Consider the following 13282-nt stretch of genomic DNA (forward strand, 5'->3'; position numbering starts at 1 on the left):
TGAGGCGTGGGTGTCTCAGCTGGGTGGGCAGCTCGGGCAGGCGGTGTCGTCGGCGGGTGCGGGGTTGGCTTCGCAAGCGGGGGCGATCGGCGCACAGGTGGTGACGCAGGCTCAGGCGGTGGTGGCGGCGGCGCCGGGCGCCCTGTCGTCGGCAAAGGCAGCGCTTGCACATGTCCCCCTGTCGTCTGTGATGCAGGTGGCACAGATGGGGATGTATCCGGTCAGCATGATGATGTCGCCGATGATGAGTCTGGCGCAGATGGCAAACACCGCACACATGGGTACGGCCGGGCTGGCCGGCGCCGCGTCGGCGCTGCCGGAAGCCGCGAAGTTCGTCGGCGCCACCGACGTCAAGCCGCTGGGCGGGATGGGCGGCATGGGCGCCGGGCTGGGCGAGGGTCTGGGTAAGGCGCGCTTGGTGGGTGCGATGTCGGTGCCCCCGACGTGGCAGGGGTCGACGCCGGCACGGATGGGGTCGGCGGCCATGGCGGGCCTCGGCGCAATGCCGAATGCCGCGGCGATGGCCGGTGCGGGCGGCGCCCCCGTAGGCGGCGGCATGCCGATGATGCCGATGCCGATGGGTGGCGGCGCCGGCGCCGGCATGCCCGGCGGCATGATGGGCCGCGGCGGCGCGAGTCCCAACCATGTGACGCAGAACCGGCCCAGCGTCGTGCCGCGCACCGGGATCGGCTAGCGCGTCCGTCGGCTCGCGACGCTCCGACCTAACTCCGCTCGGCGGCGGCTTTGATCTTGGTCAGCGACTCGTTCATGCCCTCGAGCAGTTCACGTTCGAAGCTCTCGTTCCCACCGAGCGCCGTGGTCACCGCCAGGCTGGAAATCGCGCTGACGCCGTTTTCGGCGTGCCGGCTCTCGATCACCCGGGTGCCATCGCCGTTCGGCTCGAGCTCGTAGCTCCACACAGTGCGGTTCAGGTCGACCCGGAACGCCAGCCTCTTCTCCGGGATGACGTCAATGACGGTGCACGTGGTGGGCCAGAACAGCCGATTGCGGCGGTTGAAGTTCAGCGTGCGGGTGCCCTGTCGCAGCGGGCCGAACTGGTGCATCCAGCGGCACTGCGGGCTCCATTGCGGCATCCGGCGAAAATCCGATATCAACGCCCAGACTTTCGACGGCGGTGCGTCGATATCGACTTGCGCCTGCAATAGGGGCGTTACCACTGGTCCTCCTGGAATGCGTTGCAATCGCTTTGTTTTGGTGAGTTATTTCGGGTCGAGAAAAGATTCGAGTCCGGTTTGCGCGCCGCGCGCGCCCCGGCGGGCGGCGGCGAGCTGCCACAGGAAGATGCTCGTACCGATCACTCCTACGGCGAGTCCGGCTAGCGTTATCGGGCGCCAACTCTGCAGCGTCGGCAACAGGAATGCCACGGCCACGGCGACCAGCCAGCCCAGTACTCCGCCCACGATGACCGGCCACACTGCGAGCAGCGCGCGTGGCAGCGGCGGCGGCTCAACGTTGCGGTCGGGTTCGGCGGACATCGCGATTAATCTATCCCGCCGGCGCCGACGCCGTGCCACGGCCCGAGCCGGCGTGGCCAATTGGCGCGGGTGTTTCGCAGGTGAAAATTGCGCTGTATCGGCAAATGGCGGGAAGCCCGTCATTGCAGTTCGTAGTGTTTGATCTCAGGTTCCGTTGTAACCTCGCGCTGTGCCCGACAGCGATGCGCGGCTGGCCAGCGACTTGTCGCTAGCCGTCATGCGCCTGGCCCGGCAGCTGCGGTTCCGCAATCCACAGTCGCCGGTTTCACTGTCCCAGCTGTCGGTGCTGACCACGCTGGCCAACGAGGGGGCGATGACGCCGGGCGCGCTGGCGATCCGCGAACGGGTCCGGCCGCCGTCCATGACCCGGGTGGTCGCCTCGCTGGCCGACATGGGTTTCGTGGACCGCACCCCGCACCCGGTCGACGGCCGTCAGGTGCTGGTCTCGGTGTCGGAATCGGGCGCCGAACTGGTCAAAGCGGCCCGTCGGGCCCGTCAGGAATGGCTGGCCGAGCGGCTCGCGACGCTGAAGAGCGACGAACGTGACGCGCTGCGCACCGCCGCCGACCTGATGTTGGTCCTGGTGGACGACAGGGCCAACGGACGCCCGTGAGCGTCGTTCACCACATCTTGGATATTGACGACCCCGACGATCCCCGACTCGACGATTTCCGTGACCTGAACAGCGTCGACCGTCGTCCCGACCTGCCGTCGGGCAAGGGCCTGGTGATCGCCGAGGGTGTGCTGGTGGTGCAGCGCATGCTGGCGTCGCGGTTCACGCCGTTCGCGCTGCTGGGCACCGACCGGCGGCTGACCGAACTCCGCGACGATCTGACCGCCGTCCCGGATATCCGAGCCCCGTACTATCGCGTGTCCGCCGAGGTCATGGCACAAGCCATCGGCTTTCACCTCAACCGTGGAGTGCTGGCCGCCGCGCGGCGGGTGCCGGAGCCGAGCGTCGCCGAGGTGGTCGACGGCGCCCGCACCGTCGCGGTGCTCGAGGGCGTCAACGACCACGAGAACCTGGGTTCGATATTCCGCAACGCGGCCGGGCTGAACGTGGACGCGGTGGTGTTCGGCAGCGGCTGCGCCGATCCGCTGTACCGCCGAGCGGTCCGGGTGTCCATGGGGCACGCATTGCTGGTCCCGTATGCGCGGGCGACCGACTGGCCCGACGACCTGGCGAAGTTAAAGCAGGCTGGGTTCCGGTTGTTGGCGATGACGCCGCACGGCGATGCGCGCCCGCTGGCGGAGGTGATGGATCGGGTCCGCGACCAACGGGTCGCGGTGCTGGTGGGGGCCGAGGGGCCGGGGCTGACGCCGGCCGCGCTGCGCCGCAGCGACGTGCGTGTCCGTATCCCGATGTCGCGGGGCACCGACTCGCTCAACGTCGCGACGGCTGCGGCGCTGGCCTTCTACGAGCGGGTTAGGCTCGGCGCGTGAGCGAGCGTCACCAATCCCAGCCGTGGGGAACCGGTTTGACGGTGGCCGGTTTCGTCGCCGCGGTCACCGGAACGGCGGTCGTGGTGCTCAGTCTCGGCCTGATCCGGGTGCATCCGCTGTTGGCCGTCGGGCTCAACATCGTGGCGGTCGGGGGGCTGGCGCCGACGCTGTGGGGCTGGCGGCAGACCCCGGTGCTGCGCTGGTTCGTGCTGGGCGCGGGTGTGGGCGTCGCTGTCGGGTGGCTGGCACTGCTGGCGATTACGCCGTTCGGTTAGCGCGCGCGGTCGCGGATGCGCCGAATTCGCCCTAGCGCTGACCGCTGGAGCGCACCCCGAGCAGCACGTCCTCCCACGCCGGAATGGCGGGCTTGCCGCGACGGCTGCTCGTCGGGGCCTCCTGCGGCGCCGGATCGGCGGGCTTGGCCGGTTTGGCCGGCTTGGCCGGCTTCGCCGGTTCCTCGAAGTCGATGTGGGCGACCGGCGCCAGCGGCCGCAGCGGCGGCTTGAAGTCGGGATCGATCAGCTCGCTGGCCGCGTCGCCGATCGCCACCACCGTCCCGCCGTGGGCGCCGGGGGTAAAGCGGAAATGCGCGCGATTCTCCGAGCGTCCGGCATTCCACGTCATCTGCACCGTCCAGCGTCCGTCCTCGTTGCGCCAGGCGTCCCAGCTGAGGCGGTCGGTCTCCAGGCCCCGGGTCACCAAGGCGGCCGTCACGGTCTCCAACAACGTCAGCACCGACGGGCCGTCGGCGAGTAGCGGGTGTGCTGCCGTCGCCAGCTCGGCGGCACGGAAGCGTTCCAGCAGCACGGGGTTGGCGAAGCGCTGGATGCGCGAGATATCGGACCCCGACGCCGCGGCCACCTGCTCGACGGACGCGCCGGCTCGGATGCGGGCCTGGATTTCTTTGGGACTCAGCATGTTGGTGACCTGGATGTCGAGCTGTGGTTGTTCGGGCCGGCCAAGCTCGCCACGCAGGGCCGCACGCAGACGGTCGTCGGCCGGGAGCCTGAACTTCTCCCCGTTTTCCAAGGGGCCGGTGCCCTCGCAGATGATGTTTTTGCCGTCGGCGTCGAGTCCGACCACTTTGAGTTCCCGCATGGCATCTCCTCGCAGGCTCCGTGCAGGTCAGCACGGACCTGATAGGAGCGCACTCTAGTGGGACGAACGCCGTTAACCTCGCTGACACGCGGAGGCCCGGCTCGCGGTCAGGGGGTGAGGCGCTCGACCACCCAATCGATGCATTCGATGAGCGCGCTGACGTCGTCGGGCTCGACGGCGGGGAACATCGCGATTCGCAGCTGGTTGCGGCCGAGCTTGCGGTACGGCTCGGTGTCGACGATGCCGTTGGCCCGCAGCGTCTTGGCCACCGCCGCCGCGTCGACGTCGTCGACGAAGTCGATCGTGCCCACTACCTGCGACCGCAGCGCTGGGTCGGCGACGAACGGCGTCGTGTAGGACCGCTCCTCGGCCCAGGAATACAGCCGCTGCGACGAGTCGGCCGTGCGCTTGACGGCCCAGTCCAGGCCGCCGTTGCCCAGCAGCCAGTCGAGCTGCTCGGCCAGTAGCACCAGGGTGGCGATGGCCGGCGTGTTGTACGTCTGGTCCTTCACGCTGTTCTCGATCGCGATCGGCAGCGACAGGAAATCGGGAACCCAGCGGCCCGACGCTGCGATGGACTCCACACGGGCCAGCGCGGCCGGGCTCATGACGGACAGCCACAGGCCGCCGTCGCTGGCGAAGTTCTTCTGCGGCGCGAAATAGTAGGCGTCGACCTCGGTGATGTCGACCGGCAGCCCGCCGGCGGCGGAGGTGGCGTCGATGACGACCAGCGCGTCGCCCGAGTCGGCCGGGCGGCGCACCGGCACCGCGACGCCCGTCGAGGTCTCGTTGTGCGCCCACGCGATCACGTCGACGGACGGGTCGGACTGGGGTTCGGGCGCGCCGCCCGGGTCCGCCTTGATGATGATCGGGTCGCCGACGAACGGGTTCTTGGCGACGCCGGAGGCGAATTTCGCGCTGAACTCGCCGAACGCCAGGTGCAGCGAGCGCTTGTCGATCAAACCGAACGCCGCGGCGTCCCAGAACGCCGTCGCGCCGCCGTTGCCCAGGATGACCTCGTAGCCGTCGGGAATGGAGAAGAGCTCGGCGAGTCCCTTGCGCACCCGGCCCACCAGGTTTTTCACCGGCGCCTGGCGGTGCGAGGTGCCGAGCAACGCCGCCGAGCTGGTGCTCAGCGCCGGCAACTGCTCGGGCCGCACCTTCGACGGGCCGCAGCCGAAGCGTCCGTCGCGGGGTTTGAGGTCAGCGGGTATCTGCAGGGGCTCAGCCATGGTCACCAGCGTAGTGAGCCGCGGTGAGGGGCCTCGGCGGAGGGCGGCCGGCGACTGCGCGATGTGACGGATGCCACATCGAGGTGATGACCACTGGTCAGGCCACACTGGGTCGGGGAGGCCTGGTGAATTCGCGGTACCGCCGGTACCGTCTTAAGTACACGTCGAAACGTCAACCTCATTGGGGAGGCTCTGGAAATGGCTGTATTGGCCAAGACGCGAATGATGCAGCGTTGGCGCCGCAACATGGAGGTACGCGACGACGCTGAGTACGTGGAGATGCTCGCCACACTGTCCGAGGGGTCTGTGCGGCGGAACTTCAATCCGTACACCGATATCGACTGGGAGTCACCGGAGTTCGAGGTCACCGACAACGATCCCCGGTGGATCCTGCCGGCGACCGACCCTCTGGGCCGGCATCCCTGGTATCAGGCGCAGTCGCAGGAGCGCCAGATCGAGATCGGGATGTGGCGGCAGGCCAACGTGGCCAAGGTGGGACTGCACTTCGAGTCCATCCTGGTCCGCGGCCTGATGAACTACACCTTCTGGGTCCCCAACGGATCGCCGGAATACCGCTACTGCCTGCACGAATCGGTCGAAGAGTGCAACCACACGCTGATGTTCCAGGAGATGGTCAACCGCATCGGAGCGGACGTCCCGGGCATGCCGAAGCGGTTGCGGTGGATTTCGCCGCTGGTGCCGCTGGTGGCCGGGCCGTTGCCGGTGGCGTTCTTCATCGGCGTGCTTGCCGGCGAGGAGCCCATCGACCACACGCAGAAGAACGTGCTGCGTGAGGGCAAGGCCCTGCATCCGATCATGGAGCGGGTGATGGCCATTCACGTCGCCGAGGAGGCGCGGCACATCTCGTTCGCGCACGAGTTCCTGCGCCGACGGTTGCCGGAGCTGTCGCCGATGCGTCGGTTCCTGGTCTCCCTGTTCTTCCCGCTGACGATGTGGAAGCTGTGCCGGGCGATCCTGGTGCCGCCCAAGGAATTCTGGGTCAAGTTCGACATCCCGCGCGAGGTGAAGCGGGAGCTGTTCTTCCGTTCGCCGGAGTCGCGAAAGATGTTGCGCGACATGTTTGCCGACGTGCGGATGCTGGCGACCGACACGGGGCTGATGAATCCGATCGCGCGGCTCGTCTGGCGGATCTGCAAGATCAACGGCAAGCCGTCGCGTTACCGCAGCGAGCCGCAGCGTAGCCACCTGGCGGCCGCGCCGGCGGCGTGACGCTGGTTCTCGACGAGGTCTAGCTGCTGATGCCGCACGTAATCACTCAGTCGTGCTGCAATGACGGGTCATGCGTCTTTGCGTGTCCGGTGAATTGCATCCACCCGTCTCCGGACGAGCCTGATTTCGCGACGTCGGAGATGCTGTACATCGATCCCGTGGCCTGCGTGGACTGCGGCGCGTGCGTGAGCGCCTGCCCGGTCGGCGCGATCGCGCCGGACACCAGGCTGGAGCCCAAGCAGCTGCCGTTCATCGAGATCAACGCGTCGTTCTATCCGGAACGGCCCGCCGACGAGAAGTTGCCGCCGACGTCGAAGCTGGCCCCGGTGCTGCCGGCCGCCGAGGTGCACACGCGCGCGCGGCCGCTGACGGTCGCGATCGTCGGGTCCGGGCCCGCCGCGATGTATGCCGCCGACGAACTGCTGGTGCAGCCCGGCGTGCGCGTCAACGTCTTCGAGAAGCTGCCGACGCCCTACGGCCTGGTGCGCGCCGGGGTGGCGCCCGACCATCAGAGCACCAAGCGGGTGACGCGGCTCTTCGACCGGGTCGCCGGTCATCGGCGCTTCAAGTTCTACCTCAACGTCGAGGTGGGCAAGCACCTGAGTCACGCGGACCTGCTGGCCCACCATCACGCCGTGCTGTATGCGGTCGGCGCCCCCGACGATCGTCGGCTGGACATCGACGGCATGGAGCTGTCTGGCACCGGCACCGCGACCGAATTGGTCGCGTGGATCAATGGTCATCCCGACTTCGCCCATCTCCCAGTCAATCTCAGCCACGAGCGGGTGGTGATCATCGGCAACGGCAACGTCGCCCTCGATGTCGCCCGCATCCTCACCGCGGACCCTGACGACCTGGCCCGCACCGACATCTCCGACCATGCGCTGGCGGCGTTGCGCGAGTCGGCGGTTCGTGAGGTGGTGATCGCCGCCAGGCGCGGGCCGGCGCACTCGGCGTTCACGCTGCCCGAGTTAATCGGGCTCACCGGCGCGTCCGACGTGGTGCTCGACGCCGCCGACCACGCGTTGGTCGCGCGTGACCTCGAGACCGTGTCCGACGCCCTGACGCGGAACAAGCTGGAGATCCTGAGCAAACTCGGCGACGCGTCCGCCCCGGCATCCGGGCCGCGCATCCGGTTCGCGTATCAGCTCACGCCCGAGCGGGTCGTCGGGGGCGAGCGTGCGGCCGGCGTGGAGTTCACGGTGACCGGTTCAGCGGAGCGGCGCTGCCTGGATGCCGGCCTGGTGCTGACGTCGATCGGTTACCGCGGCAAGCAGATTCGTGACCTGCCTTTCGACGAGACGGCGGCCGTGGTGCCGAACGACGGCGGTCGCGTCGTCGACCCCGGTTCTGGTGCGCCGGTGGCCGGCAGCTACGTCGCCGGCTGGATCAAGCGCGGGCCGACCGGGTTCATCGGCACCAACAAGTCCTGCTCGCTGCAAACCGTCCAGGCCCTGGTCGCCGACTACAACGCGGGCAAGCTGGCCGACCCCGTCAACAAACCGGCGGCGCTGGCCAAGCTGATGCGGGAGCGTCGGCCGGAAGCGCTGGATGCCGCGGGATGGCGTGCCATCGACGCCGCCGAGGTCGAGCGCGGCAGCGTCGCAGGCCGTCCGCGCCGGAAGTTCACCGATGTGGACGACATGCTGGCCGCGGCCGCGACCGGTCAGCCGACGCCGCCGCTGAGACGCCGGCTCACCGACCGGCTGCGCGAACTGTCGATTGGCTAGCTGGCGCCGGCCTGCGCGCTCATCGCGGCCTGGATCTCCTCCATGCTGAGCTCGCGCACCGGCTGTCCCAACGACCACTGGTGGCCGAACGGATCGGCGACGATGCCGTAGCGGTCTCCCCAGAATTGGTCCGCCAGCGGCATCACCACGGTGGCGCCCGCGTCCACCGCCCGCTGGAACTTCGCGTCGACGTCGGGCACCGTCAGGTGGATGGTGACCGGCGAGCCGCCCAAGGCCGTCGGCGTCATCGACTTGCCGCCGCACATCTCCGGGAAGTCGTCGTTGAGCATCACCGTAAAGCCGTTGATCTGCACCGCGGCGTGGACCAGCTTGCCGTCGGGACCCGGCACGCGGCCCAGCTCGACGGCGCCAAAAGCCTTGACGTAGAAGTCGATAGCCGCCGCGGCGTTAGCGACGACGAGGTGTGGGGACAATGCGGGTTCGACGTTGGTCGCCATCGAGGTCTCCTTGTTGTCGGTCGGTACCCCGGACCACCCTTTGGCCCGGGCTCACGGATATAGACCGCGGCCGCGACGAGAAGTCATCGCGACAGGTGCCATTCAACCGCGGGGGTCCGACAAGTTCGGTCGAGCGACGTCGAGGCTGCGCTCACGGCGTCGACCCTGCGGCGAGGGCGCGATTCTTCAACGCATGCGACCCTGACCGCAGTCTCGAATAAGCCGACCGCGGCACGCTCTGTGGAACGTATTACGCCGACGTGAGTACCCGCGCCCAGCCCTCGACGGCCTCAGGGCTGCGCGGGCCGGGCCCGACGTAGACGGCCGACGGACGGACCAGCTTGCCCAGGCGTTTTTGCTCCATGATGTGGGCGCACCAGCCCGCGGTGCGGCCGCAGGTGAACATCGCGGGCATCATGTTTGCCGGCACACGGGCAAAGTCGAGGATGACCGCGGCCCAGAACTCGACGTTGGTCTCGATCGGATGGTCGGGACGGCGTTCACGCAGCTCGGCCAGCGCGGCCTGTTCCAGCGCAACGGCCACCTCGTGGCGCGGCGCGCCCAGTCGCTCGGCGGCGGCCCGCAGCACCCGCGCCCGCGGGTCCTCCGCGCGGTAGACGCGGTGGCCGAAGCCCATCAGCTTGTCGCCGCGATCCAGGATGCCCTTGACCAGGCCGCGGGCGTCGCCGGTGCGCTCCACCTCCTCGAGCATCGGCAGCACGCGGGCGGGCGCCCCGCCGTGCAGCGGGCCGCTCATTGCCCCGATGGCTCCGGACAGCGAGGCGGCAACGTCGGCGCCGGTCGAGGCGATCACGCGCGCGGTAAACGTCGACGCGTTCATGCCGTGCTCGGCCGCCGACACCCAGTACGCGTCGATGGCCTCCACATGCTTGGGATCCGGTTCGCCCTGCCAACGGGTCATGAAACGCGCTGTGACGGTTGAGCATTCGTCGATGACGCGCTGTGGGACGGCGGGCTGGTAGATGCCGCGAGCGGACTGCGCGACGTAGGACAGCGCCATCACCGAGGCCCGGGCCAGCTGTTCGCGGGCGGTGGCGTCGTCGATGTCGAGCAGCGGCTTGTACCCCCAGATGGGCGCCAGCATCGCCAGGCCGGCCTGCACATCGACCCGCACATCGCCGGTGTGGATTGGCAGCGGGAATGGCTCGGCCGGCGGCAGCCCGCTGCCGAATCTGCCGTCGACCAGCAATGACCACACGTCGCCGAAGGTGACCTGCTGGGCGACCAGGTCCTCGATGTCGACGCCGCGGTAGCGCAGCGCTCCGCCGTCTTTGTCCGGCTCGGCGATCTCGGTGGTGAAGGCCACCACGCCTTGCAGGCCAGGGACGAAATCTTCGGGGACCACAGTCATGCGGAAAATTCTTGCACCCGGGTTCCGGCCCGATGCTACCGGCCGGTAGCAACCGTCGCGGCCGGGCGCGTAGCGTTGGCGCAATGGCAGGACCAGACGATCAGCACCTGGCCGGGATGCGGGTGGAGTACGGGTCCGACGAGAAAGACGGCAGCCCCGACCTGGACGCGAACTGGCTTGACGACGGCTGGCTTGCGTTGTTCCGCAAATGGATTGACGATGCCGAACGCGCCGGAGTCGCCGAGCCCAACGCCATGGTGCTGGCCACCGTCGCCGACGGACGACCGGTGAGCCGAACGGTGCTGTGCAAGAGCGCCGACGAGACCGGCATCAGCTTCTTCACCAACTACGACTCGGACAAGGGACTGGACCTGGCGCGGACGCCGTACGCCTCGGCGACCTTCCCGTGGTACCTGCTGGGTCGTCAGGTGCACATCCGTGGGCCGGTGGTCAAGGTCGACCCGCAGGTCACCGAGGACTACTGGTCCAAGCGCCCGCGCGGGTCGCAGCTGGGGGCGTGGGCGTCGCACCAGTCGCGGCCGATCGCGTCACGGGCGGCGCTGCTCGGGCAACTGGCCGAGGCGACCGCGCGCTTCGCGGATTCTGAGCAAGTGCCGGTGCCGCCGAATTGGGGTGGCTACCTGATCGCTCCCGAGGTGGTGGAGTTCTGGCAGGGCCGGGAAAACCGCGTGCACAACCGGATTCGGGTGATCGGCGGGCGGGTCGATCGGCTACAGCCCTGAGTTACGCTCGCGAGCGGTTACTTGTCAGGGCAGAGCTGGAGCAGCGCCACGTGGCCTAACTGGGGTGCGGCCGGGGAGTATCCGGCGCGAAGCCATGCGATGGCGTTGGTCAACATTTTCGAGACGTTCATCCTGGATCCTCCTTTGCGCGGTGGTGTCTGTACTTGCGAACCGATCTTGAGACGGGTTCCCAGACCGGGCGCTTTCGACGCTATAGATCCGGTGTGATCTTGGCCCGCCTGTGCGCACAAGCCGCTTAACAGGCGTTTCGCACCTTTTGCGCATTGTGCTCGGCGCGCCCGACGGGGACGCGGACCACGAAATCTAGAGATCCTCGAGCAGTTGCCGCTTCTCGGCGTCGTACTCCTCGTCGCTGAGCGCTCCCGAATCATGAAGTGACGCCAACCGGGTCAGCCGTTCGAGCGGCGTCTTCGGTTCGCGCTGGACGGTTGGCTGCTTGGGTCGGCCGACGAACGCTGATATCAGCAGGCCCAGCACGCTGACGCCCGAAAGTCCCGCGAACAGCCACGACAGCAACCCGTACCGGCTGCCGTGGCCGAAAGACAGACGAGGACTGACGAAGGCGCTGGTCTTGCCGTTGGTCGTGATGGTGTAGTCGCCGGCTTTTGGGATGTGCGCGACGCCGTACTGGATGTGCGCGTCCTCGTTGTTGGCGGTCGTGTCCCTGACGTCGCGGGTGAACTTCGGCTCCGGAACCCCGCTGGGTGGGCCGATTGCCAACTGGAGGTCCGGGGGAAGCGGAAGCTCGCCGCCATCCAGAGTGCCGACCGTCTGCGTGTGGAAGCTGACCTTCACGTCGCCCTCGGGTAGGTGCAGAGTTCGGGTGCCCGGAATCGGCAGTTCCCCGTACGCGTCGAAGGCGTCGAGCACGGAGGCGTCCAACCACACCATGACCATCCAGCCGGCGAACGACGCGATCAGCAACGCTAGCCACGCCTTGGTGAGCCGCTTGCGCGCCCGACTGGTCACGCGATCGATTATCCGGCGGTGTCAGCCGGTCAGGAAGAGGTTGTTCGCGGGCGAACGGCCGGAATCGCTCGGCCGGCACGGGACAGACACCAGCAGTTTCTACCCCGGGCAGACACGGCCCCGCCACAACGACTACCTTCACCTATACGCACCTAGTGCACACCTGTACGCCCACAGGGCGGACAGCAATACCAGCCTGAGCGCAAAGGGGTTCTCGTGGGCGACACCGACGACACCGCAACTCTGAAGTACCCGGGGGGCGAGATCGACCTGAAGGTCGTTCACGCGACCGAAGGTGCCGACGGCATTGCGCTGGGGCCGCTGCTGTCGAAGACCGGGCACACCACCTTCGACAACGGCTTCGTCAACACCGCCGCCTGCAAGAGCTCCATCACCTACATCGACGGTGACGCCGGCATCCTGCGCTATCGCGGCTACCCGATCGACCAGCTGGCGGAGAAGTCGACCTTCATCGAGGTCTCCTACCTGCTGATCTACGGTGAGCTGCCCACCACCGACCAGCTGGCCGAATTCACCCAGAAGATCCAGCTGCACACGATGCTGCACGAGGACCTCAAGCGGTTCTTCGACGGCTTCCCCCGCAACGCGCACCCCATGCCGGTGCTGTCCAGCACGGTCAACGCGCTGTCGGCGTACAACCCGGATTCGCTGGACCCGACGGACAACACCCAGGTCGAGCTGTCCACGATCCGGCTGCTGGCCAAGCTGCCGACGATCGCCGCCTACGCCTACAAGAAGTCGGTCGGCCAGCCGTTCCTGTACCCGGACAACTCGCTGACCCTGGTGGAGAACTTCCTGCGGATGACGTTCGGGCTGCCGGCGGAGCCGTACCAGGCCGACCCCGAGGTGGTGCGGGCCCTGGACATGCTGCTGATCCTGCACGCCGACCACGAGCAGAACTGTTCGACGTCGACGGTACGGCTGGTGGGGTCCTCCCAGGCCAACCTGTTCACGTCGATCTCCGGCGGCATCAACGCGCTGTGGGGTCCGCTGCACGGCGGCGCCAACCAGGCGGTGCTCGAGATGCTCGAGCAGATCCGGGAGAGCGGCGACGACGTCGGCGAGTTCGTCCGCAAGGTGAAGAACCGCGAGGCCGGCGTCAAGCTGATGGGCTTCGGCCACCGCGTCTACAAGAATTACGACCCGCGCGCCCGGATCGTCAAGGAGCAGGCCGACAAGATCCTGGCCAAGCTCGGCGGGGACCCGCTGCTGGACATCGCCAAGCAGCTCGAAGAGGCGGCGCTGACCGACGACTACTTCGTCGAGCGCAAGCTGTACCCGAACGTCGACTTCTACACCGGCCTGATCTACCGCGCCCTGGGCTTCCCGGTCCGGATGTTCACCGTGCTGTTCGCGTTGGGCCGGCTGCCCGGCTGGATCGCGCACTGGCGCGAGATGCACGACGAGGGCGACAGCAAGATCGGCCGCCCCCGCCAGATCTACACCGGCTACACCGAGCGCGACTACGC

Annotated in this window: 15 protein-coding genes; 8 read left to right on the forward strand and 7 right to left on the reverse strand. The window is 68.1% G+C overall.

Features of this window, described 5'->3' with window-relative positions; translation table 11 throughout:
• Positions 1–694 (forward strand): PPE family protein, SVP subgroup (locus tag AC5Y5V_RS30720; RefSeq protein ID WP_499942761.1); only part of this gene is annotated, 694 nt, incomplete at its 5' end.
• 28 nt (positions 695–722) lie between these two features.
• Here AC5Y5V_RS30720 and AC5Y5V_RS30725 read toward each other — a convergent pair.
• Both AC5Y5V_RS30725 and AC5Y5V_RS30730 read right to left on the reverse strand, forming a co-directional pair.
• On the reverse strand, positions 723–1178 hold the full coding sequence (locus AC5Y5V_RS30725) for an SRPBCC family protein (protein WP_499942762.1): 456 nt from the start codon (positions 1176–1178) through the stop codon (positions 723–725).
• A gap of 42 nt (positions 1179–1220) precedes the next feature.
• Entirely contained in the window at positions 1221–1496 is a 276-nt protein-coding gene (locus AC5Y5V_RS30730) for a DUF2530 domain-containing protein (protein ID WP_499942764.1), read from the reverse strand.
• Positions 1497–1713: 217 nt separating this feature from the next.
• Between AC5Y5V_RS30730 and AC5Y5V_RS30735 the strand changes: the two genes are divergently transcribed.
• The 3 genes from AC5Y5V_RS30735 to AC5Y5V_RS30745 are packed head-to-tail and all read left to right on the forward strand — an operon-like array spanning position 1714 to position 3214.
• Complete coding sequence (locus AC5Y5V_RS30735) at positions 1714–2109, forward strand: MarR family transcriptional regulator (RefSeq protein ID WP_499942781.1); 396 nt, start codon at positions 1714–1716, stop codon at positions 2107–2109.
• The gene (locus AC5Y5V_RS30740) at positions 2106–2939 is read left to right on the forward strand and encodes a TrmH family RNA methyltransferase (RefSeq protein ID WP_499942765.1); all 834 of its coding nucleotides are present in this window, start codon (positions 2106–2108) and stop codon (positions 2937–2939) included. Before AC5Y5V_RS30735 ends, AC5Y5V_RS30740 begins: the two co-directional genes overlap by 4 nt.
• The gene (locus tag AC5Y5V_RS30745) at positions 2936–3214 is read left to right on the forward strand and encodes a DUF2537 domain-containing protein (RefSeq protein ID WP_499942767.1); all 279 of its coding nucleotides are present in this window, start codon (positions 2936–2938) and stop codon (positions 3212–3214) included. The genes AC5Y5V_RS30740 and AC5Y5V_RS30745 overlap by 4 nt, the downstream gene beginning before the upstream one ends.
• Before the next feature lie 31 nt (positions 3215–3245).
• On the opposite strand, the gene sepH is transcribed toward AC5Y5V_RS30745, so the two are convergent.
• Together sepH and serC are read right to left on the reverse strand one after the other, a co-directional pair.
• Complete coding sequence (sepH, locus tag AC5Y5V_RS30750; RefSeq protein ID WP_499942768.1) at positions 3246–4037, reverse strand: septation protein SepH; 792 nt, start codon at positions 4035–4037, stop codon at positions 3246–3248.
• Between the two features lie 107 nt (positions 4038–4144).
• The gene (gene serC, locus AC5Y5V_RS30755; protein ID WP_499942770.1) at positions 4145–5269 is read right to left on the reverse strand and encodes a phosphoserine transaminase; all 1125 of its coding nucleotides are present in this window, start codon (positions 5267–5269) and stop codon (positions 4145–4147) included.
• Between the two features lie 198 nt (positions 5270–5467).
• On the opposite strand from serC, the gene AC5Y5V_RS30760 reads away from it, so the two are divergent.
• Together AC5Y5V_RS30760 and AC5Y5V_RS30765 are read left to right on the forward strand one after the other, a co-directional pair.
• On the forward strand, positions 5468–6499 hold the full coding sequence (locus AC5Y5V_RS30760) for an AurF N-oxygenase family protein (RefSeq protein ID WP_499942771.1): 1032 nt from the start codon (positions 5468–5470) through the stop codon (positions 6497–6499).
• Between the two features lie 29 nt (positions 6500–6528).
• Positions 6529–8229 (forward strand): FAD-dependent oxidoreductase, encoded by a 1701-nt coding sequence (locus tag AC5Y5V_RS30765; RefSeq protein ID WP_499942773.1) that lies wholly within the window; start codon positions 6529–6531, stop codon positions 8227–8229.
• Here the strand turns inward: AC5Y5V_RS30765 and AC5Y5V_RS30770 are convergent.
• Positions 8226–8687, reverse strand: a complete 462-nt coding sequence (locus AC5Y5V_RS30770) for a VOC family protein (RefSeq protein ID WP_499942774.1) — start codon at positions 8685–8687, stop codon at positions 8226–8228. The genes AC5Y5V_RS30765 and AC5Y5V_RS30770 overlap by 4 nt on opposite strands.
• Positions 8688–8937: 250 nt before the next feature.
• A complete protein-coding gene (locus AC5Y5V_RS30775) occupies positions 8938–10059 on the reverse strand; it encodes a citrate synthase 2 (RefSeq protein ID WP_499942776.1) in 1122 nt (373 codons plus the stop codon).
• Between the two features lie 83 nt (positions 10060–10142).
• Between AC5Y5V_RS30775 and pdxH the strand changes: the two genes are divergently transcribed.
• The gene (gene pdxH / locus AC5Y5V_RS30780; protein ID WP_499942777.1) at positions 10143–10802 is read left to right on the forward strand and encodes a pyridoxamine 5'-phosphate oxidase; all 660 of its coding nucleotides are present in this window, start codon (positions 10143–10145) and stop codon (positions 10800–10802) included.
• Between the two features lie 324 nt (positions 10803–11126).
• On the opposite strand, the gene AC5Y5V_RS30785 is transcribed toward pdxH, so the two are convergent.
• Complete coding sequence (locus AC5Y5V_RS30785) at positions 11127–11792, reverse strand: SHOCT domain-containing protein (protein ID WP_499942779.1); 666 nt, start codon at positions 11790–11792, stop codon at positions 11127–11129.
• A gap of 216 nt (positions 11793–12008) precedes the next feature.
• On the opposite strand from AC5Y5V_RS30785, the gene AC5Y5V_RS30790 reads away from it, so the two are divergent.
• On the forward strand, positions 12009–13282 hold a 1274-nt coding region (locus AC5Y5V_RS30790), incomplete at its 3' end, for a citrate synthase (protein WP_499942780.1).

The sequence above is a fragment of the Mycobacterium sp. NGS68 genome, from assembly GCF_059812195.1.

What these genes read in the sequence shown, in the direction of transcription:
- AC5Y5V_RS30730 (WP_499942764.1), bottom strand. Translation starts at nt 1,496, where the DNA reads ATGTCCGCCGAACCCGACCGCAACGTTGAGCCGCCGCCGCTGCCACGC.
- AC5Y5V_RS30735 (WP_499942781.1), top strand. Translation starts at nt 1,714, where the DNA reads ATGCGCCTGGCCCGGCAGCTGCGGTTCCGCAATCCACAGTCGCCGGTT.
- sepH (WP_499942768.1), bottom strand. Translation starts at nt 4,037, where the DNA reads ATGCGGGAACTCAAAGTGGTCGGACTCGACGCCGACGGCAAAAACATC.
- serC (WP_499942770.1), bottom strand. Translation starts at nt 5,269, where the DNA reads ATGGCTGAGCCCCTGCAGATACCCGCTGACCTCAAACCCCGCGACGGA.
- AC5Y5V_RS30760 (WP_499942771.1), top strand. Translation starts at nt 5,468, where the DNA reads ATGGCTGTATTGGCCAAGACGCGAATGATGCAGCGTTGGCGCCGCAAC.
- AC5Y5V_RS30765 (WP_499942773.1), top strand. Translation starts at nt 6,529, where the DNA reads ATGCCGCACGTAATCACTCAGTCGTGCTGCAATGACGGGTCATGCGTC.
- AC5Y5V_RS30770 (WP_499942774.1), bottom strand. Translation starts at nt 8,687, where the DNA reads ATGGCGACCAACGTCGAACCCGCATTGTCCCCACACCTCGTCGTCGCT.
- AC5Y5V_RS30775 (WP_499942776.1), bottom strand. Translation starts at nt 10,059, where the DNA reads ATGACTGTGGTCCCCGAAGATTTCGTCCCTGGCCTGCAAGGCGTGGTG.
- pdxH (WP_499942777.1), top strand. Translation starts at nt 10,143, where the DNA reads ATGGCAGGACCAGACGATCAGCACCTGGCCGGGATGCGGGTGGAGTAC.